Annotated in this window: 18 protein-coding genes and 3 tRNA genes; 11 read left to right on the forward strand and 10 right to left on the reverse strand. The window is 56.4% G+C overall.

All coding sequences use genetic code 11. The annotated features are described in order from the left end of the window. Positions 1–9 precede the first annotated feature (9 nt). Together ACXADZ_RS09205 and ACXADZ_RS09210 are read right to left on the reverse strand one after the other, a co-directional pair. Positions 10–810 carry a thioesterase family protein gene (locus tag ACXADZ_RS09205; protein ID WP_475195404.1) on the reverse strand — a complete coding sequence of 267 codons (801 nt, stop codon included), beginning with the start codon at positions 808–810 and terminating at the stop codon, positions 10–12. Between the two features lie 89 nt (positions 811–899). Further along, entirely contained in the window at positions 900–1,871 is a 972-nt protein-coding gene (locus ACXADZ_RS09210) for a DUF808 domain-containing protein (RefSeq protein ID WP_171089805.1), read from the reverse strand. 181 nt (positions 1,872–2,052) lie between these two features. On the opposite strand from ACXADZ_RS09210, the gene gap (ACXADZ_RS09215) reads away from it, so the two are divergent. The 3 genes from gap (ACXADZ_RS09215) (at position 2,053) to gap (ACXADZ_RS09225) (ending at position 4,356) form a co-directional block, all read left to right on the forward strand. Next, entirely contained in the window at positions 2,053–3,054 is a 1,002-nt protein-coding gene (gap, locus tag ACXADZ_RS09215; RefSeq protein ID WP_171089803.1) for a type I glyceraldehyde-3-phosphate dehydrogenase, read from the forward strand. Positions 3,055–3,125: 71 nt separating this feature from the next. Continuing rightward, a complete protein-coding gene (locus ACXADZ_RS09220; protein ID WP_171089800.1) occupies positions 3,126–3,269 on the forward strand; it encodes a hypothetical protein in 144 nt (47 codons plus the stop codon). A gap of 82 nt (positions 3,270–3,351) precedes the next feature. Next, positions 3,352–4,356, forward strand: a complete 1,005-nt coding sequence (gap, locus tag ACXADZ_RS09225; RefSeq protein WP_475195412.1) for a type I glyceraldehyde-3-phosphate dehydrogenase — start codon at positions 3,352–3,354, stop codon at positions 4,354–4,356. Here gap (ACXADZ_RS09225) and coaD read toward each other — a convergent pair. The 3 genes from coaD to ACXADZ_RS09240 all read right to left on the reverse strand — a co-directional run bounded on the left by coaD (position 4,348) and on the right by ACXADZ_RS09240 (position 6,326). Continuing rightward, complete coding sequence (coaD, locus tag ACXADZ_RS09230; protein ID WP_171668150.1) at positions 4,348–4,839, reverse strand: pantetheine-phosphate adenylyltransferase; 492 nt, start codon at positions 4,837–4,839, stop codon at positions 4,348–4,350. The genes gap (ACXADZ_RS09225) and coaD overlap by 9 nt on opposite strands. A gap of 85 nt (positions 4,840–4,924) precedes the next feature. Next, a complete protein-coding gene (locus ACXADZ_RS09235; protein ID WP_171089793.1) occupies positions 4,925–5,362 on the reverse strand; it encodes a CBS domain-containing protein in 438 nt (145 codons plus the stop codon). Between the two features lie 61 nt (positions 5,363–5,423). Then, the gene (locus ACXADZ_RS09240) at positions 5,424–6,326 is read right to left on the reverse strand and encodes a LysR family transcriptional regulator (RefSeq protein ID WP_475195418.1); all 903 of its coding nucleotides are present in this window, start codon (positions 6,324–6,326) and stop codon (positions 5,424–5,426) included. A 104-nt stretch (positions 6,327–6,430) separates the two neighbouring features. On the opposite strand from ACXADZ_RS09240, the gene ACXADZ_RS09245 reads away from it, so the two are divergent. After that, on the forward strand, positions 6,431–7,930 hold the full coding sequence (locus ACXADZ_RS09245) for a CoA-acylating methylmalonate-semialdehyde dehydrogenase (RefSeq protein WP_475195424.1): 1,500 nt from the start codon (positions 6,431–6,433) through the stop codon (positions 7,928–7,930). A 205-nt stretch (positions 7,931–8,135) separates the two neighbouring features. Beyond that, positions 8,136–8,720: a L,D-transpeptidase gene (locus tag ACXADZ_RS09250; RefSeq protein ID WP_475198541.1), complete on the forward strand. Its 585-nt coding sequence runs from the start codon at positions 8,136–8,138 to the stop codon at positions 8,718–8,720. A 66-nt stretch (positions 8,721–8,786) separates the two neighbouring features. Here the strand turns inward: ACXADZ_RS09250 and ACXADZ_RS09255 are convergent, their stop codons facing one another. Continuing rightward, positions 8,787–9,263, reverse strand: coding sequence for a fasciclin domain-containing protein (locus ACXADZ_RS09255; protein ID WP_475195431.1), 477 nt, complete (start codon positions 9,261–9,263; stop codon positions 8,787–8,789). Between the two features lie 71 nt (positions 9,264–9,334). Next, positions 9,335–10,186: a class I SAM-dependent methyltransferase gene (locus ACXADZ_RS09260; protein WP_475195435.1), complete on the reverse strand. Its 852-nt coding sequence runs from the start codon at positions 10,184–10,186 to the stop codon at positions 9,335–9,337. Between the two features lie 137 nt (positions 10,187–10,323). Between ACXADZ_RS09260 and ACXADZ_RS09265 the strand changes: the two genes are divergently transcribed. The 5 genes from ACXADZ_RS09265 to ACXADZ_RS09285 all read left to right on the forward strand — a co-directional run bounded on the left by ACXADZ_RS09265 (position 10,324) and on the right by ACXADZ_RS09285 (position 15,037). Next, complete coding sequence (locus tag ACXADZ_RS09265) at positions 10,324–11,439, forward strand: carboxylate-amine ligase (protein ID WP_171183627.1); 1,116 nt, start codon at positions 10,324–10,326, stop codon at positions 11,437–11,439. A gap of 102 nt (positions 11,440–11,541) precedes the next feature. Then, entirely contained in the window at positions 11,542–12,684 is a 1,143-nt protein-coding gene (locus tag ACXADZ_RS09270; RefSeq protein WP_475195438.1) for an acyl-CoA dehydrogenase family protein, read from the forward strand. A gap of 7 nt (positions 12,685–12,691) precedes the next feature. After that, the gene (locus ACXADZ_RS09275) at positions 12,692–13,732 is read left to right on the forward strand and encodes an enoyl-CoA hydratase/isomerase family protein (protein ID WP_475195440.1); all 1,041 of its coding nucleotides are present in this window, start codon (positions 12,692–12,694) and stop codon (positions 13,730–13,732) included. A gap of 3 nt (positions 13,733–13,735) precedes the next feature. After that, on the forward strand, positions 13,736–14,611 hold the full coding sequence (gene mmsB, locus ACXADZ_RS09280; protein ID WP_475195441.1) for a 3-hydroxyisobutyrate dehydrogenase: 876 nt from the start codon (positions 13,736–13,738) through the stop codon (positions 14,609–14,611). Positions 14,612–14,713: 102 nt separating this feature from the next. Continuing rightward, entirely contained in the window at positions 14,714–15,037 is a 324-nt protein-coding gene (locus tag ACXADZ_RS09285) for a hypothetical protein (RefSeq protein WP_475195445.1), read from the forward strand. 16 nt (positions 15,038–15,053) lie between these two features. Here ACXADZ_RS09285 and uvrA read toward each other — a convergent pair whose 3' ends face one another. The 3 genes from uvrA to ACXADZ_RS09300 form a co-directional block, all read right to left on the reverse strand. Continuing rightward, entirely contained in the window at positions 15,054–17,912 is a 2,859-nt protein-coding gene (uvrA, locus tag ACXADZ_RS09290) for an excinuclease ABC subunit UvrA (protein WP_475195451.1), read from the reverse strand. 178 nt (positions 17,913–18,090) lie between these two features. After that, positions 18,091–18,167: transfer RNA gene (locus ACXADZ_RS09295), tRNA-Asp, on the reverse strand. Positions 18,168–18,212: 45 nt separating this feature from the next. Further along, positions 18,213–18,289: transfer RNA gene (locus ACXADZ_RS09300), tRNA-Asp, on the reverse strand. A 180-nt stretch (positions 18,290–18,469) separates the two neighbouring features. Between ACXADZ_RS09300 and ACXADZ_RS09305 the strand changes: the two genes are divergently transcribed. Beyond that, positions 18,470–18,544 (forward strand) — tRNA-Val (locus tag ACXADZ_RS09305). Positions 18,545–18,649: the final 105 nt, after the last annotated feature.

Here is an 18,649-nt window from a genome sequence, read left to right on the forward strand (position 1 = left end):
GCTTTTTTGTTAGACGAAAATAATAACTGACTGCATCCCGTCCACAATCAGATCACCGTCAGTATTCCACACACGCATGACTTGCGAGCTGTAGCCATCGTGCCCAGCTGTCAGTTGATGTTCCAACAGGAACCACCCTTCACGCGTCTCAATTTCTTCTGACAACACATTGAAAATCCAGTTCATCGAAGAATTTGGGCCGGGTTTCTTGAGGGTCGGATAGATCGCAGGCGGCGGTAGATCCGCGACCGAGATCAACCCTTCCATCCGGCTCCACATCCGCGGATCTTTGTGACGCGCCCAAAGGCGCAGGTAGCCTCTCTCTGCTCCTGAAAACGGCAAAGCACCGTCAACAAGTCTGACATCGAAATTCTCAAGAAACGGAATGGGTGGTCGGGGTAAACCCGGCGGGAAATAGGGGTCGGTTTCTTCGGGTTTCGGGGCTGGTTGCGCAGGATGATCAAACGCGACGTGGCTGTCCTGAGGGACACCAAACGAAAACGTACCCAGCGCCGCGACTTTTCCTTCGATTTCGGCTCGAACGTTGATGATCGTCACGTTACGGCCCTGCCGCAGAATTTCGGTGCCAATCGTTGGCGGGGTGCCGATCGGGGCCGTGAAATTGATCAATGCGGACCGCAAAGGAGGTAACCCGTCGTGCCGTTCGAAGATGGTAGCCAGCATCAGCGCAGACGAAAACCCACCAAAAGTCGTGCGGCCCTGCATCCAGTTCGCCGGGACAGGAAACTTTAGCCGGTTGTCAATTGTCTCTCGCGCTTCAAGAACATCGACCAATGAATAAGCGGACATGAGGAAACCAGTTCTGTTGCACCTTCGGCGACACTAACCTTTTGGCGGCATGTCGCCATTGCAACCTAACGTCACTTGTCGGCAAGGGTTCAATGCTTTGCTTCAGAACCAGAGAACATACCCAGCGCTGGTCCGATAACCTTGGTCGCTATCGGGATTAACACCAGGCCCCATGCCAAACCGAAAATGCCATCCATTGTAGCTTTGGAAATCCATTCAACTGCCCCAACCCATTGTTCAGACGCCGAATGTCCAATGGCATATGCCCAATCGTGGATGTGATGACCCAGCCAGCCAAAACCCAGAACCTCCATCCCGTGGATGACGATCGATCCCCCCACCCACAACATCGCTGCAGTTCCGACAATAGACAGGGTTTTCATTACGCCGGGCATTGCCTTGACCAACCCTCGACCCAGACCGCGACCGATAGGTGTCGGCGCGTTGTTCGCCAGATAAAGCCCGACATCATCCATTTTCACGATCAGCGCGACGGACCCATAAACGGCGACCGTTACCCCGATCCCGACCACGGCGAGCGTAGCGGCCTGCATCCACAGGTTAGGCGCTTCGATCGCTGCCAAAGCAATGGTCATGATCTCAGCTGACAGAATAAAGTCCGTCTTGATCGCGCCTTTTACCTTTTGTTCCTCCAAATGACCGGGGTCACGAACGTCCATGTCTTGTTCGATGGCGTGGCTGCCATGGGGGAACAAGACGTGAAATATCTTCTCGGCCCCCTCAAAACAAAGATATGACCCTCCAATCATAAGTAACGGGGTGATCAGCCAAGGCGCGAAATTGGCAAGCAACAGTGCCACCGGCAGCAACAGGATGATCTTGTTGAAAATCGACCCTCGCGCAATGCGCCAGATGATCGGCAACTCACGAGCAGGCGCAAACCCCTGAACATATTTCGGTGTGACCGCCGCGTCGTCGATGATCACCCCGGCAGTCTTGGCCCCGGCCTTACCTGCCGCCGCAACCACGTCGTCGACCGAAGCGGCCGCCACTTTGGCAATTCCCGCCACATCATCCAAAAGGGCCAACAGTCCGCTCATCGCGTGTCCTTTCCTGTCACCTGCCGCACCCGGACCCTACCTGATCTCTCAGCTAGCGCAAGCGTTAGCGCAATCGGCGCAGGTTTGCGCTAACACCTTAAAAATATGCCGTTTTTGCCCTTTTGAGATTCCCATTTCGCCGCTATATGGCCCACAAAGCAAGCGCATCTGGAGACGTCACATGACCATCAAGGTCGGTATCAATGGTTTTGGCCGCATTGGCCGCTGCACCCTGTCGCACATCGCCGCTTCGGGGCGCAACGACATCGAAGTGATAAAAGTCAACGCCACCGGCCCGTTGGAAACCTCGGCGCATCTGCTGAAATATGACAGTATCCACGGGCGTTTCCCCCGCGAGGTTTCCATCGAAGGCAACACCATGGATCTGGGCCGCGGTCCGATGCAGATGTTCTCGACCTACGACATGGCCGAGTTGGACTGGGAAGGCTGCGACGTCGTTCTGGAATGCACCGGCAAGTTTAACGACGGCACCAAGGCGAAAACCCACCTTGAGCGTGGCGCTGGCAAGGTTCTGTTGTCCGCCCCTGGCAAGAATGTCGACAAGACCATCGTCTTCGGCGTGAACCACAACACGCTGACCGCAAACGATAACATGGTTTCAAATGGCTCCTGCACCACCAACTGCCTGGCCCCGCTGGCCAAGGTTCTGGACGAAGGTATCGGCATCGAAAACGGCATCATGACCACGATCCACGCCTATACTGGCGATCAGCCGACCCTGGACCGTCGCCACAGCGACCTGTACCGCGCCCGCGCCGCAGCTATGTCGATGATCCCGACCTCGACCGGAGCCGCCAAGGCGTTGGGCGAAGTTCTGCCAAACCTGAAAGGCCGTCTGGACGGGTCCGCGATCCGCGTCCCTACCCCGAATGTCTCGGCTGTTGACCTGACCTTCCGTGCCGCGCGCGATGTAACCGTCGAGGAAGTCAACGCTATCGTCGAAGAAGCCGCCAAAGGCCCGATGCAGCGCGTACTCGGTTTTGAACCCGCACCGCTGGTCTCGACCGATTTCAACCACACCGAAGAAAGCTCGATCTTCGCGCCGGATCAGACCCGCGTTGTCGACAATCGCCTGGTCCGTGTTCTGGCCTGGTATGACAACGAATGGGGTTTCTCGGTTCGTATGGCCGATGTGGCCGTTGCGATGGGCCGTCTTAACTGACCCTTCGGACTTCGCTTGTACCTTAATGCCCGCTCAGGTTATCTGAGCGGGCATTTTTGTTCGGGACGACCATGACCAACCAAATCGCCATCTGGCTCGGCATACTTCTGCTTGGGGGCGTGATGTTGGACATGACGCTGTATAGCGGCGACCACCTGCTGTTCCTTGCCAAGAAGCTCTACGAATTTCTGGACTGGCTCGCTTTCTGGCGCTGACCGAGGTTTTTCTTGACTCTTTCGTTGATCTGGAGTTGTTAGCGCTAACTAATCTGACAGAGAAATTTCGACGGAGCGGACCATGACCCTGAAACTTGCGATCAACGGATTTGGACGGATTGGGCGCGGCGTTCTGCGCGCGGTGATGGAAAGTGGCCGCACAGACGTTGAGATTGTGGCGATCAACGATCTGGGCAAGCCGGACATGAACGCGCATTTGTTTGAGTTCGACAGTGTGCATGGTCGCTATGCCAACCCGGTTACACTCAGCGATGCAGGTTTGGATGTGGGTCGTGGTCCGATCCGTCTGACCAGCGAACGCAACCCCGAAGACCTGCCGTGGTCGGATATTGATGTCGTGCTCGAATGCACCGGCGTGTTCCGCACCCGAGAGGCCGCTGAGCGTCACTTCAAGAACGGCTCGAAAAAGGTTCTGATCTCGGCCCCGGCCCGCGGTGATGGCAACGTCAAGACCGTCGTATTTGGTGTGAACGATCACGAACTGACCGCCGAAGACTTGGTCGTGTCGAACGCATCCTGCACCACCAACTGCCTGTCTCCAGTTGCCGCAGCCTTGGATGCTGGGCTTGGTATCAAGCACGGTAATATGACCACTGTTCATGCATATACTGCCAGCCAGCCGGTACATGACTTGGTCGGAAAAGACCCTTACCTGTCACGCGCCGCTGCGTTGTCGATGATCCCCACCACAACCGGCGCGGCCGCTGCTGTTGGACTGGTTCTGCCGCAACTACAAGGCAAACTGACGGGTCAGGCGATCCGTGTCCCGACCCCGAACGTTTCGGTCGTTGATCTGGTGGCCGAGGTTTCCCGCCCAACCACCGAAGAGGAAGTAAATCAGCTGTTTATTGATGCCGCCGCCAAAATCCCCGGCGTGTTGGCGGCAGAAAGCCGTCCATTGGTTTCCATTGATTTCAACCACGATCCGCACAGCTCGACCGTGTCGCTGGCCGAAACCAAAGTCACCGACGGCACACTTGTTCGCGTACTGGCCTGGTACGACAATGAATGGGGCTTCTCGAACCGGATGCTGGATACAGCCGCCGCAATGGGCGCCCTAGCCTAACCGATCTTTCAGCGCAGTGTTGACTCGGGGCGTGACGAATTTCGACACGTCCCCATTCAACCGGGCGATTTCTTTGACCAGCTTCGAGGCAATTGCCTGATGGCGCGCTTCTGCCATCAGAAAAACGGTCTCGATGGAATCGTCCAATGCACGGTTCATTCCAACCATCTGAAATTCATACTCAAAGTCGGCGACAGCGCGCAATCCACGCACAATGATCTGCGCACCGACATCCCGCGCACAATCGATCAGCAGGTTTTCAAATGGATGGGCGACAATCTCGGTCCCGGTCTGTTCAGAAAGCTGGGCACATTCGGCTTCAATCATGGCGACACGCTCTTCCAACGAGAATAAAGGCCCTTTATCCCGGTTGATGGCAACACCAATCACCAGCTTGTCGACCAAAGCTGCCGCCCGACGAATGATATCGATGTGGCCCATGGTGATGGGATCAAAGGTTCCAGGATACAATCCAACCCGCATCGCGCCCTCCTGCGCAACAAAATTTCTGCGCAAGCAAACATAACTTTGCTGCAGGTGCAAGTGATTGCTGTGGCAACCCTTGCCGTCAGTGCCCCATTATCATGCCTTCCAAAGCATCTTTTTCCATGGCCAATTCGGCCAGCTGCGCTTTCACGACATCGCCAAGTGTGACGATACCGACCAGCTTGCCATCTTCCACCACTGGCATATGGCGGAACCGCCCTTCGGTCATGCGGGACATGATGTCTTCGACCGTCGCCTGACGAGTCGTCGTGACAAGATCTTGCGTCATATAGGACTGGACCGGCTGGTTCAGGCAACCACTGCCACTGGCCGCCAGTTCCCGGACGATGTCACGTTCAGACAGGATGCCGGACGCGGTTTCACCGCCGTCTTCGGAAATGATAACCGTCCCGATCCGCTTCTCCGCAAGAATTTTCGAGGCCTCCGAGACCGTCGCCGTTGGCGCGACCGTCACAACGCCGTCTGTCGCCTTGGACTTCAGGATGGCCTGTACAAGCATGAAGAATACCTCCGGAAATAATGACACTTATTCCAAAGCGTTGCGCGATTGTGGCGACCTGTCAAGCGTCGGCCTCTGCTTCCAAACGAAGCACTTCCTCGCGAATACCGCGTGTCAGGGCGTCAGCAAAGCGGTTCAACCGTTCGTTGCGCTGATCTCCTTCATGCCGAACAAGATAGAAACTGCGCGTCAAACTCACTTGATCCGTCAGGATTTTCCGCAGATCGGAGTGAAACGGCAGCGTGAAATCATGGGCCACACAAACCCCGGTTCCCAGCGTGACCTGTCGCAATTGGACCGAGACCGAGTTCGATGCAAGCGCGACACGGTCAATGCCTATGTCATTCAGGTAATCCAGCTCTCGGTCAAAGATCATGTCGGGGATGTAGCCGATCAACCTGTGCCCTTTCAGATCCGCCACAGATTGGATAGGACCATATATTTGAAGATAGTCGTCCGTGGCAACCATGTGCAGTTTATAGTCGCTGATTTTTTTCACCCGCAACTGTCCGGCTGTTGGCGCGCTCACTGTCACGGCCATATCCGCCTCGCGCCGAGACAGGTTAATCACCCGAGGCAGCGCAAGTATCTGAATGTCCAGATCAGGGTTCGCGTCGCTGATTTTTGCGCAGACCTGCGGCAACAGGTAATTGGCACTGCCATCCGGCGCGCCGATCCTGATCTGCCCGCTCAGCGATTTCGTTGATCCGGCCACCGCCCCGGCGGCTGCGCGCATCGCCTCTTCGGCGTGCAGCCCATGTTCCAAAAGGCGTTGTCCCGCCGACGTCAGAACATAACCCTGCTGCGATTTGGTGAATAAAGTGGACTCTAAGGTGGATTCGAGCCGGGCCACGCGACGCCCTACAGTGGCGGGATCAATCTTCAGTATGCGACCAGCGGATGACAGGCTTTCTTCCCGTGCCACGGCCAGAAAGATCCGCATATCGTCCCAGTTCGGTGTCATCCACAACCCTTTTGCATTTTTGCAAAACTCTTTTGGGACATTGCCTCTGTTCGCGGGATTTCTGCAAGTCTATTCTGCGCGCAAACCTATCGGAGGAGCTCTTGATGCAAGAACTGACCCATTTTTTGAACGGCGAAATGGTTGCCGGAACATCCGGTCGTTTCGACGACGTTTACAACCCGGCGACCGGCGAAGTTCAGTACAAATGCCCAATGGCCAGCGCGGCAGAAACCACCGCAGCCATTGAAGCGGCGGCAGCGGCCCAGCCCGCATGGGGCGCGACCAACCCGCAAAAGCGCGCGCGTGTCATGATGGCCATGGTTGGCCTGATGAACCGCGACATGGACAAGCTGGCCGAAGCGCTAAGCCGCGAGCATGGTAAAACCATCCCCGATGCCAAGGGCGATCTGCAGCGTGGTCTGGAAGTGATTGAATACTGCATCGGTGCGCCTCAGATGCTGAAAGGTGAATTCACTGACAGCGCAGGCCCCGGTATCGACATGTACTCAATGCGCCAACCTCTGGGCGTTGTTGGTTCTATCATGCCGTTCAACTTCCCTGCCATGATGCCGCTGTGGCACGTAGGCCCGGCGCTTGCGTGTGGCAACGCGGTGGTTCTGAAACCGTCCGAGCGTGACCCGTCTGTTCCGCTGATGCTGGCTGAACTCTTCATCGAAGCTGGTCTGCCCAAGGGTGTGTTCCAGGTCGTGAACGGCGACAAGGAAGCCGTTGACACGATCCTCGACAGCGAAATCATTCAGGGCGTCAGCTTTGTGGGTTCGACGCCGATTGCGCAATATATCTACAGCCGCGCAACCGCCAACGGCAAACGCGCCCAGTGCTTCGGCGGCGCCAAGAACCACATGATCGTCATGCCGGACGCTGACATGGATCAGGCGGCCGATGCGCTGGTCGGTGCCGGCTTTGGCGCAGCAGGCGAACGCTGCATGGCAATCTCAGTCGCGGTTCCCGTTGGTGAAGAAACCGCTGACAAACTGATCGAAAAGCTGATCCCGCGTGTCGAAAAGCTGAAAGTTGGTCCTTACACCGCCGGTGATGACGTTGACATGGGCCCGGTTGTGACCGGAGCCGCCAAAGAACGTATCCTGGGTCTGATCAACTCGGGCGTAGAGCAAGGCGCAAAGCTGGTAGTCGACAACCGCGATTTCAGCCTGCAGGGTTATGAAGACGGCTTCTTTGTTGGCCCGCATCTGTTCGACCACGTCACCCCGGAAATGGATATCTACAAACAAGAGATCTTTGGCCCGGTCCTGTCCACCGTGCGTGCCGGTTCGTATGAAGAGGCGCTGAAATTGGCGATGGACCATGAATACGGCAACGGTACCGCAATCTTCACCCGTGACGGTGATACCGCGCGTGATTTTGCAAGCCGGATCAATATCGGCATGGTCGGTATCAACGTGCCGATCCCTGTTCCGCTGGCCTATCATACCTTTGGTGGCTGGAAGAAATCGATGTTTGGTGACTTGAACCAGCACGGCCCTGACAGCTTCAAATTCTATACCCGCACCAAGACCGTCACGTCCCGTTGGCCGTCGGGCATCAAGGAAGGTGGCGAGTTCAACTTCAAAGCCATGGACTGATCTGAACGTCCATTGAGTTTTCAAACCCGGCCCGATTGTTGGCCGGGTTTTTTGCATCTTTCCGCCGATAAACCGCTCTGCGTTCTCGCCTTCACAAGAAATTCAGACACGGCCCACTGGAAAAATGCCTCGAAGACAAATATTTTGTCCGCCAAGTGTGTACCGAGCAGTAAAATTATCGGAGGCAGTTTTGTCACATTCCCGTATGACCCGTCGTTCCGCCCTGTTGGGCGCAGCATCATTGGTGGCAACCCCTGCCCTTGTTCGGGCGCAAAGCACAGATGCTTTCCCAGAAACGGAAGATGCCATCAGCACGCAATTGCCGGTGCGCCGCAACGTGTCTTCCTTCTCGCAACAGAACTGGCAGGATCACTTTGATGAGCTTGGTGTGGGCTGCCTGTTGGCCGATATCACCAGCCGCGCTGTGCATTACTGGAGCCCGGACGGAACTTACAAGCTTTACCCAAGTTCGGTCCCGATGAGTGAAGAACTCACCAAACGCGGTTACACAAAAGTCGTACGCAAAACCGAATTCCCAAGCTGGACACCAACGGCGTCCATGCGTGAGCGCGATCCCTCGTTGCCTGCACGGATGGAAGGTGGCGACCCTGGCAATCCATTGGGCACCCGCGCTATGTATCTGGGCTGGCCAGCTTATCTGGTCCACGGAACCCATGACACGCGCAAGATTGGCCGGCAGAGCTCGTCTGGATGTATCGGACTCTACAATCAGCACGTGGAAGAGCTGTATCCGCTGGTTCAGATTGGGACACAGGTGCGTCTGGTCTGATTTGCCAGTCGTAAAAAGCAAAAGCCCCGGTCAATCGCCGGGGCTTTGTTGTTTTTGAACCGTGGTTTATTCCGGCAGGATAACTGCGTCGACCACGTGAATCACGCCGTTGCTTGCCTCAATATCGGCCTGCACAACCTTGGCATCATTCACTTTTACACCGTTTTTGGCGTTAACACTCAGCCGGTCACCCTGAACGGTCAGAACCTTGGCGCGCTTGCCAGCAATGTCGCCAGACATCACTTTGGCCGGCACAACGTGATAGGTCAGGATCGATACAAGCTGATCTTTGTTCTCGGGCAGCAGAAGGGATTCCACCGTACCTTCAGGCAATGCTGCGAATGCCTCGTCAGTCGGGGCAAATACGGTGAATGGGCCATCGCCCTTCAACGTATCAACCAGCCCAGCAGCCTGAACGGCAGCAACCAAAGTGTTGAACGATCCGGCGGCAACGGCCGTGTCGACAATGTCAGCGGCCTGCGCCTTAAGCGGCATGGCAAATGCAAGTGCGGCGGCTGCGCCAATGAATGTGCGACGGAACATAGCTGTCTTCTCCTCTCCAGCGTGTTATGGAAAGGGGTACGGACCTTTTGCCGCAGCGGATCACTCTGAAATCATTTTTCTTTGAGTTGCACCCAGATGCTCTGTGCTCGCCCCTCAGTCAGAAACGGCAAGGCGGCAACGGCATCCGGGCGTTCCTGTTGAAGGTAATATCCCGGCCAAAGCATTGAATACGCGCCAGATTGCAGCAACGCGTGCAGCATGTACTGCTCTCCCCAACCGGGGCAATCATAGAAGAAACGTTTAGGATATTCGTAGGGTAAAAAAACATCGTGCACGTGAATGACCACACCGGGTTTCAGCGCAGGAATGATGCGGCAGAACAGATGGGCGACGTCGTTGCTCATCCGCACTACGTGGCTTGAATCGATGAACAGAACGTCTCCGGCTTCAAGCTCGGCAAAAAGCGACGGGTCAACTTCTTCAAGACGTTTTTGTTCGAAGTGGTCCACGACATGCGCAATATCGGCCCGCGGGTATGGGTCAATGGCAGTGATCCTAGTGTCCAACCCGCCGTCAATAATCGCTTGCCGGGTCACGCGGGTTGAGTTCCCGCACCCCACCTCGATCACGCGCTTGGGCTGAAAGCGGCGGATCATCAGATACAACGCATCTGCATCCGGGCTGTCGTAATAGCCGTTGCCTGTGCCATAGCCAGTCTGATTGCGCGCCGGGTCTTTCAACGCCTGCAGATCCGCCTTGTGACGGTCATACTCCGCCACCAGTTGCGCGATGTCGAAACCTTCCATACCCGGAGATAACGCGTAGGCCGGGCGTGTCAGCCCACCGGCAGCTTCAAAAGCCTCAAGCCGCGCGCGTTCATCCTGTTCGGTAACCTTGTCGATCAGCCTCACCCCCAACTCGTCCAGAGCGGCGTTAATCTTTGGGAATTTTCTGGGTTTCACGGCGATGGCTCCACGGTCTGTGCTGATCCGTTCCTTACAATTGCCGCCCGTACCAGTGCAAGGACAAGCCGGGCAAACCCTTGGCAAAAGGCAAATTTCCGTATTCACTGGATCGCACGACAGACAAAGGGGTCGCCATGCAGCAGGAATTCACACTGGGCATTGAAGAAGAGTACCTTCTTGTGGATCGCGACAGCCTGCAATTGTCCGAAGCGCCCGAAGCGCTGATGGAGGCCTGTCAAAACGATTTCGAAGGTCAGGTGAGCCCCGAGTTCCTGCAATGTCAGATTGAAGTCGGAACGCGCCCGCACACAACCATCGCCTCGGCGCGGGAAGACCTCAAACGCCTGAGATCTTGCGTGTCAAAACGGGCTGCTGACTACAATCTGTCCCCCATCGCTGTGTCCTGTCACCCCTTTGCCAACTGGAAGGATCAACACCACACCCGTAAGGAACGGTATGACGCGCTGCAACACGCGTTAGGAGGCGTGGCGCGTCGCATGTTGATCTGCGGGATGCATGTGCATGTGGGGGTCGAAGACCCTGCCCTGCGCGCCGATCTGATGCCGCAGCTGTCTTACTTTTTGCCGCATCTTCTGGCCCTGTCCACATCGTCTCCCTTTTGGAGCGGCGAGGATACCGGCCTATCCTCATACCGCTTGACCGTGTTCGACAACCTGCCCCGAACCGGCCTGCCCCCAGTTTTTGGCAGTTGGGCCGAGTATGAGCGCACCACAGGTATACTTGTCGAACTGGGCGTAATCGAGGACACGACCAAAATCTGGTGGGACCTGCGCCCGTCGCATCGCTTCCCCACGCTCGAAACCCGGATCATGGATGTACAGCCCCGACTGGAACACACGCTGTCCTTGGCGGCCCTCGTTCAGGCACTGACCCGAATGCTGTGCCGACTAAAAGACCGTAACTTGCGCTGGCGGCAATATGATCGCTTCCTGATCGGAGAAAACCGCTGGCGCGCGCAAAGATATGGCGTGGGCGAAGGGCTGATTGACTTTGGCGACCGCTCAGTCAAACCGATGTCCGAACTGATTGGCGACCTGATGGGGTTGTTGGCCGAAGATACCGAAGCGCTTGGCACGATGACCGAACTGGCGCGTCTACGGCAGATTGCTGAAAACGGCACCTCAGCCACCCGTCAACGCCGGGTTCACGCCGAGGCTGTCGCGCGCGGAGACGACCCCGGGCAAGCCGTCGTGCGTCACCTGATCGAGGAATTTCACGCGGATCTCTAGGCTGCTCCGCCCTCTTCGCGACCCATTGTTGAGCCTGCAAAATTTCTGTAAGAATTCGGAAATAAACAACCGTTCAATTCATTGCCGACGGGAGGGAACGCCATGGATTTCGCACTCAGCGAGGAACAGACAGCCATTTTCGACATGGCCTACGCGTTTGGGCAGGAAAATATCGCACCCTTTGCGCGGCAGTGGGAATCCGATGGCACCATTCCAAAAACCTTGTGGCCACAGATCGGCGAGCTTGGCTTTGGGGCTTTGTATGTATCCGAGGACAGCGGCGGTTCGAACCTGACCCGCCTGGATGCCACCTTGGTATTCGAGGCGTTGTCGATGGCCTGCCCTTCGGTCGCAGCGTTCCTGTCGATCCACAACATGTGTGCCAAGATGTTGGACAACTTCGCGGATGATGACCTGAAGGCACGTATCATGCCCGATGTTCTCAGCCTCAATACGGTGCTGAGCTATTGCCTGACCGAACCCGGTTCCGGCTCCGACGCGGCGGCCTTGAAGACACGCGCTGAGCGTACGAACGAAGGCTATACGTTGAACGGCACCAAGGCGTTCATCTCAGGCGGCGGATATTCCGACGCCTATGTCTGCATGGTGCGTACCGGCCAAGATGGCCCCAAGGGCATTTCCACCGTTTATATTGAGGACGGCACACCCGGACTTAGTTTTGGAGCACTGGAGGAGAAAATGGGCTGGAAAAGTCAGCCCACCGCGCAGGTGCAGTTCGACGATTGCAAAATCCCGGCTGGCAACCTTGTCGGCACCGAAGGCGACGGGTTCAAATATGCCATGATGGGCCTCGACGGCGGGCGACTGAACATTGCGGCCTGTTCGCTTGGTGCCGCTCAGGCCGGTTTGGATATGACGTTGCAATACATGTCTGAACGCAAGGCGTTTGGGCAATCCATTGATCAGTTTCAGGCCCTTCAGTTCCGACTGGCGGATATGGAGATTGAATTGCAAGCAGCACGGACCTTTCTGCGTCAAGCTGCTTGGAAACTAGATAACGGCGCGCCCGACGCCACGAAATTCTGCGCCATGGCCAAGAAGTTCGTGACCGAAACTGGATCGAAAGTGGTGGATCAGTGCCTGCAACTGCATGGTGGTTACGGATATCTTGCCGATTACGGCATCGAAAAGCTTGTGCGCGATCTTCGAGTGCATCAGATACTGGAAGGCACGAATGAGATCATGCGTGTGATCGTATCGCGCCAGATGCTTGCCAACCGCTGAGGCCCCAATGTCAGACATCGAAATCCGCACCACAGGCCGTGCCGGACGCATCACCCTGACCCGTCCACATGCTTTGAACGCACTGAGTTACGAGATGTGCATGGCGATCGACACGGCGATGCACAACTGGCGCGAAGACGATGCCGTTGACCTGATTATTCTGGACGCCGAAGGGGCAAAAGCCTTCTGCGCGGGCGGTGACATCGCCGAGCTTTATGATACAGGCACCAAGGGCGACTATTCCTACGGACAGACATTCTGGCGCGACGAATACCGCCTGAATGCGATGATCTTTGAATACCCCAAGCCGGTCATCAGCTTTCTTCAGGGCTTTACCATGGGCGGCGGTGTGGGCATTGGGTGCCACGGTAGCCATCGCGTTGTCGGGGAAAGCTCGAAAATCGCGATGCCAGAATGCTCGATTGGTTTGGTACCGGATGTGGGCGGCTCGCTTATGCTGGCCCTCGCCCCCGGTCGATTAGGCGAGTTTCTGGGAACGACTGGGTTCCGAATGGGGCCTGCGGATGCGATATTGGCCGGGTTCGCGGACCATTACATCCCTCAATCACACTGGTCCGATCTGATTGAGATGCTTGAAGCCTCTGGCGACGTAGCGCTGATTTCACAACATGCCGAAACCCCACCCGCCGGAGAACTGGCCGGGTTGCAGGCCGACATTGATCAGCATTTCTCGGGCGAAACACTAGGCGACATCGTGACAAGCCTGCGCAACAGCGACCACGAGTTTTCACAGAAATCCCTGTCGACGCTGGGAAAAAACGCCCCCCTTTCCACGGCTTGTACGGTTGAAATGCTGCACCGTCTGCGCGGCCCCGCTTTGTCCATACGACGCGCCCTGGAGTTGGAATACCGTTTTACTCACCGGTCGATGGAACATGGTGACTTTCTAGAAGGTATTCGCGCGCAAATCATCGATAAAGACCGCAGCCCGAACTGGCAGTTTCCCGATATGAACGTCCCTTTGACAGCCGTTTCGAAAATGCTTCAACCACTGGGCGCGGATACCCTGACATTTGAGGAGGACTAAAAGATGCAGATCGGTTTCATTGGGCTAGGAAATATGGGCGCGCCCATGGCGACCAACCTGGCAAAAGCCGGGCATCAGGTTCTGGGGTTTGATACCGCAGGCGTCAATGTAGAGGGTGTCACCCACGTCGAAACGGCGTCTGACGCGGTCGTGGGTGCTGATGCGGTCATCACCATGCTGCCAAACGGTGCTATTTTAAGGGCCGTAGCAGATCAGGTCATTCCCGCAATGTCAAAAGGGGCCGCGCTAATCGACTGCTCAACGGTGGACGTGGACAGCGCGCGCGCTGTTGCGGATCAGGCTATGGGAGCCGGACTTTTGTCCGTGGATGCGCCGGTTTCCGGCGGTATCGGCGGTGCGGCGGCAGGTACGCTGACGTTCATGGCCGGCGGATCGGAAGCCGCATTCGCCAAAGCTGCCCCCCTGTTCGAGATCATGGGGCAAAAAGCGGTTCACTGCGGCGAAGCCGGGGCCGGACAAGCCGCCAAGATCTGCAACAACATGATCCTTGGCGTCACCATGATTGCCACCTGCGAGGCTTTTGCACTGGCGGACAAACTGGGGCTGGACCGGCAAAAGATGTTCGACGTGGTCAGCACGTCGTCAGGCTATAGCTGGACGATGAACGCCTATTGCCCCGCCGCCGGCGTTGGCCCGCAAAGCCCGGCCGACAATGACTACACGCCTGGATTCGCTGCCGAGCTCATGCTGAAAGACCTCCGTCTCAGCCAGCAAGCAGCAGACAGCGCTGATGCGGATACACCGATGGGTCAAATCGCGACTGCCCTGTACGAACAATTTGTTGAAAATGAAGACGGATTGGGCCGGGATTTCAGCGCGATGCTACCACGTTTTGAAAAACGTGGGCGCGAAGAGTAACGTCGGCGGCCTCTTGCCCAGCCGTTTGACAGACAGGCGGCAAGAGGCCATCTAACCGTCATGTTCCAAGGCGTCTTCAGCCTGTTCGCAAAGGAAAGCGGCATGACACAATCACTGGTGACAATTGCGATGCTTGCGGTCATGGCGCTTGCCCCAGTTACAGCCGTGGCCAAAAACAAAAACGGACATTGCCCACCGGGCTTGGCCAAGAAGTCCATTCCTTGCGTGCCGCCCGGTCAAGCAAAAAAGATCTATGGAAACGGTGATTTCATCCGAAACGATTATCGTTGGATCGACAATCCTTATAGATATGGGCTGAACCGGAACTATTCCTACATCCGCGCTGGCGACTATGTGTACCGGGTCGATACCGATACTCGTAAATTGCTGAACCTGATCGGTGCGGTCGCCGATATTCTGAACTGAGCTGGCGTCGCTGCAGCTATTCTGCGGCGACGCGCGCGTTGTCCAACATCGATTTCAGATAGCGACCGGTATGGCTGCTCTCGACCATTGCGACATCTTCGGGTGTGCCAGTCGCCACTATCTCACCACCGCCATCACCACCTTCGGGACCAATGTCGATGATATGATCCGCAGTTTTCACCACGTCCAGGTTATGCTCGATCACAACAACTGTGTTCCCCTGATCGACCAGTTCATGCAGCACTTCCAACAGCTTGCGCACATCTTCGAAATGCAGACCCGTGGTCGGTTCATCCAGGATATAAAGCGTCCGTCCGGTTGACCGTTTCGACAATTCTTTGGACAGCTTCACGCGTTGCGCTTCGCCACCAGACAGCGTGGTGGCTTGTTGCCCAACCTTGATATAGCCCAGCCCAACGCGGGCCAAAGCATCCATTTTATCGCGGATCGACGGCACGGCCTTGAAGAACTCCTGCGCGTCTTCCACGGTCATATCAAGCACGTCCGCGATGGATTTGCCCTTGAACTTGATTTCAAGCGTCTCGCGGTTGTAGCGCGCGCCTTTGCAAGTCTCACAAGTCACGTAGACATCGGGTAGAAAGTGCATTTCGATCTTGATGACACCGTCACCCTGACATGCCTCGCACCGGCCGCCCTTAACGTTGAAACTGAACCGGCCCGGCTTGTATCCCCGCGCTTTCGCCTCGGGCAGTCCAGCAAACCAGTCTCTGATCGGGGTGAAGGCCCCGGTGTAAGTGGCTGGATTCGAACGCGGAGTCCGTCCAATCGGCCGTTGGTCAATGTCGATGACCTTGTCCAGATGCTCAAGCCCCTTGATCGTCTCACACGGCGCTGGAGTTTGTCGCGCACCATTCAGACGCATCGATGCTGTTTTGAACAGTGTCTCAATGGTCAGCGTAGACTTGCCGCCACCAGACACCCCAGTGACACATACAAACTTGCCCAAAGGAAACTCGGCCGTGACATTCTTGAGGTTGTTACCAGTGGCTTTCACCACAGTCACTTTCTGCTTCTTGCCTGCGCGCCGCTCAGCCGGAACCGCGATTTCACGCGTCCCCGCCAGATATTGCCCGGTGATCGAGGCCGCATCACCCGTGATGTCCGCAGGTGTACCATGACTGACGACCTGCCCCCCGTGAACGCCCGCTCCAGGTCCAATGTCGAACACATAGTCGGCCTCGCGGATGGCCTCCTCATCATGTTCAACAACAATCACTGTGTTGCCCTGATCCCGAAGGTTCTTGAGTGTCCCCAACAACCGGTCATTGTCGCGCTGGTGAAGACCAATTGACGGCTCGTCCAACACATACAGAACCCCAGTCAGACCCGAGCCGATTTGACTGGCCAAACGAATACGCTGGCTTTCACCACCAGACAGCGTTCCACTTGAACGTGACAGCGTAAGGTATTCCAAACCAACGTTATTTAAAAAACCAAGACGTTCGCGAATCTCTTTTAGAATGGCGCGCGCGATTTCATTTTTCTGGGCGCTCAGATGGTTCGGCGCGTCCTCAATCCAGGCCAGAGCTTCCCGGATTGACATCTGCACCACCTGCCCGACATGCAGACCCGCGATCTTGACCGCCAGCGCCTCGGGCCGCAGGCGATACCCCTCACACGTGCCGCACGGACGGTTGTTCTGATAGCGTTCGAACTCTTCGCGAATCCATGCGCTGTCCGTTTCACGATAGCGGCGCTCCATATTCGGGATCACGCCTTCGAAACTGCGCGTCACCTGATAAACGCGTCCGCCTTCATCATAGCGGAACTGGATCTCTTCGTCGCCAGAGCCGCGCAGGAAAACCTGCTGCACCTTTTTGGGCAGGTCTTTCCATGGCGTGTTCTTGTCGAACTCATAATGCCGCGCGATGGCTTCGATGGTCTGAAGGAAATACGGAGACTTGCCCTTGCGCCACGGTGCCAAGGCCCCATCATAAAGTTTCAGCGACTGATCGGGCACCACAAGTCGCTCATCAAAGAACAACTCAACCCCCAACCCATCACAATCGGGGCAAGCTCCAAACGGCGCGTTGAAGGAAAACAGGCGCGGTTCGATCTCGGGGATGGTAAACCCGCTGACCGGGCAGGCAAAGTTTTCGCTAAAGGTGATGCGTTCCGGATCACCCTCACGCGGGGCAGTTTCCAGAATCGCAATACCGTCTGCCAGATCCAAGGCTGTGCGCAGGCTGTCGGCCAAGCGGGTCTCCATACCCTCTCGGACAACCAGCCGGTCCACCACCACGTCGATGTCGTGCCGGAATTTCTTGTCCAGTGTCGGCGGTTCATCCAGTTCATAGAACTCACCATCGACCTTAACGCGCTGGAACCCTTGTTTGCGCAGTTCCAGGAACTCTTTTTTGTACTCACCTTTGCGGTCGCGCACGATTGGGGCCAGCAGGTAACCTCGCGTGCCCTCCTCCATCGTCATGATCCGGTCGACCATGTCCTGTACCTGCTGCGCCTCGATCGGCTGTCCGGTTGCAGGGCTGTAGGGTGTCCCGGCGCGTGCAAACAGCAGGCGCAAATAGTCATAGATTTCCGTAACCGTCCCAACAGTTGAACGCGGGTTCTTCGACGTTGTCTTCTGTTCGATGGAAATCGCCGGGCTCAGGCCGCTGATATGATCCACATCGGGCTTTTCCATCATATCGAGGAATTGACGCGCATAAGCTGACAGGCTTTCCACATAGCGCCGCTGCCCTTCGGCATAGATGGTATCAAACGCCAGCGAGGACTTGCCCGAACCAGACAAACCGGTGATCACCACCAACTGATCCCGAGGGATATCAACATCAATGCCTTTGAGGTTATGCTCGCGCGCGCCGCGCACCTCGATATTCTTCAGCTCAGCCATTTCCGGCCCCCAACAAATACGTCCCTCAGAAATAGGCGAGCAGAGCTGAGTCTCCAACAGAAAAGTTAGAACAAAGTGTGAACAGACAGATTATTGCCGACACTTCCTGACATCATGCACAGCTACAATGCGCCAAGCGATCTGTTTCAGTAACGCAGGATGTTTTTTTAAGGGAAAATGGCGCGGTTGACGGGGCTCGAACCCGCGACCCCCGGCGTGACAGGCCGGTACTCTAACCAACTGAGCTACAACCGCGCATCTATTTTCGTGGCCTTTACCCTGGACCAAGGAGTGCAGCGATGGCGCGGTTGACGGGGCTCGAACCCGCGACCCCCGGCGTGACAGGCCGGTACTCTAACCAACTGAGCTACAACCGCCCGCTGCACGTTCATTGCTGAACGTTGGGGTGTATTATGGCTACGCTCGGGCAGCGTCAAGCGGCGTTTTGAAGTTTTTTGTCAGAATCCAGATTTTTGTTTGCCCGCCGTTTTTTGCACGCAGAACAAAGCCAAATCCACTTGCAGCCGAACCACAGGACAGATATCAACGCGTCCCATGGGTGATTAGCTCAGTGGTAGAGCGCTTCGTTCACATCGAAGATGTCAGGAGTTCAAATCTCTTATCACCCACCATTCCCGATCTAAGATTACGCTTGAAATTGAAAGGCTTGCCAGCTCGCGACCTGGATGACTATCGTGCACTATCGGCCAAGCCTTGTGCCGACAGCAACGTCAGAG

The sequence above is a fragment of the Ruegeria sp. ABM4_193 genome, assembly GCF_056158705.1.